The 533-nt window shown below is 64.9% G+C and carries 1 pseudogene; it reads right to left on the minus strand.

Features of this window, described 5'->3' with window-relative positions:
• Positions 1 to 533, minus strand: a pseudogene (locus tag WS75_RS16720) (RHS repeat-associated core domain-containing protein); the annotation flags it as partial.

The raw sequence follows: 533 nt of genomic DNA on the forward strand, positions 1-533 counted from the left end.
GCACCAAAGCCGTCCTCGTCGGCGATCTTGCTCTCCCACGCCAGCGTATCGCCATCCCAGCCGTACAGCGTGAAGCCACACTGCAGCTCGCGGTTGCGCTTCACGCGCTCGGCGCGGTTCCAGTGTGGGCCTGCCTCCCTTCTTTCCTCGTAGTGCGCCTGGCTGTGCTTGGAGAGGCGCCGCCCAAGCGCGTCGTAGGTATAGTTGACCTTCAGGCGCTCGTCTTCGTAGTGGGTCAGGCGGTCGAACAAATCCCACGTAAAACGGCCTTCCTTGCCGTTGTGCCAGCGCTGCGTGAGGTTGCCGCGCGCGTCGTACTGGTAGTGGGTGCCGGCGTATTGCTTGAGCAGGTTGTCCAACGCCTTGATTCGCGGCATGCGCTGTCGCTCGGCTTCGCGCTGCTCGGCCGGGTCGATGAGGTTGCTCGCCGGGTCGAAGTCAAACGTCTCGTGACCCAGCCGGCTGTGCGCTTCGAGCAGGCGGCCCACCGGATCGTAGCGGTAGGCAAGCTGCCCGCGCCGCGTGTCGTTGAT

This window comes from Burkholderia sp. FL-7-2-10-S1-D7, from assembly GCF_001524185.1.
Classification (GTDB): Bacteria; Pseudomonadota; Gammaproteobacteria; order Burkholderiales; family Burkholderiaceae; genus Burkholderia; species Burkholderia diffusa.